A 636-nucleotide genomic window follows, 5' to 3' on the forward strand; every position below is an offset into this window, starting at 1 on the left:
CGTCGCGGCGCGCGGGGCGCGCAATCGGGCGCTCTATCTCGGCGGCAGCAGCCAGCGCATGACCCTGGCGACGCTGCGACGCATCGCGGCGCTGGTCGAAGCCGGCGCGACACTGGTCGGCGACGCGCCGACAGGCTCGCCGTCGCTCGATGACGATAAGGCTGAAACGGCCGCATTGATCAAGCGGCTCTGGCCCGGCGGCGGCGAGGCGCGAGTGGGGCAGGGCCGCGTCATCACCGGCCGAGATCCCGGCGCGGCGCTCGACCGGGCGGGGATCGGCTCCGATTTCACCTATGCCGGCGCCAACGGCACCGACCTGCTGTTCCAGCATCGCGCGCTTCCCGATGGGGAGATCTATTTCCTCGACAACCGCACGCAGCGCGAGATGCGGATCGACGCCCGGTTTCGCGTGACCGGCAAGGCGCCCGATATCTGGCACGCCGACACTGGCAAGGCCGAACCTTTGTCCTTCCGGACCAGTGGCAACCAGACGATCGTGCCGCTGACCATCGCGCCGGAGGAATCGCTGTTCGTGGTATTCCGCCGCCCTGCATCAGGCGGCGGTGCGACGATCGCGCCACCGGTCCTGCGCACCATCGCGACTGCGACCGATCCATGGAAGGTCGCTTTCCAGAC

Annotated in this window: 1 protein-coding gene; it reads left to right on the top strand. The window is 69.3% G+C overall.

Annotation, left to right across the window (positions count from 1 at the left end):
* Positions 1-636, top strand: a 636-nt coding sequence (locus tag AC1DZC_RS20060; protein ID WP_477044500.1) for a glycosyl hydrolase, incomplete at both ends; no start/stop codon positions are given.

It is taken from the genome of Cellulomonas sp. P2_B4 (genome assembly GCF_056404795.1).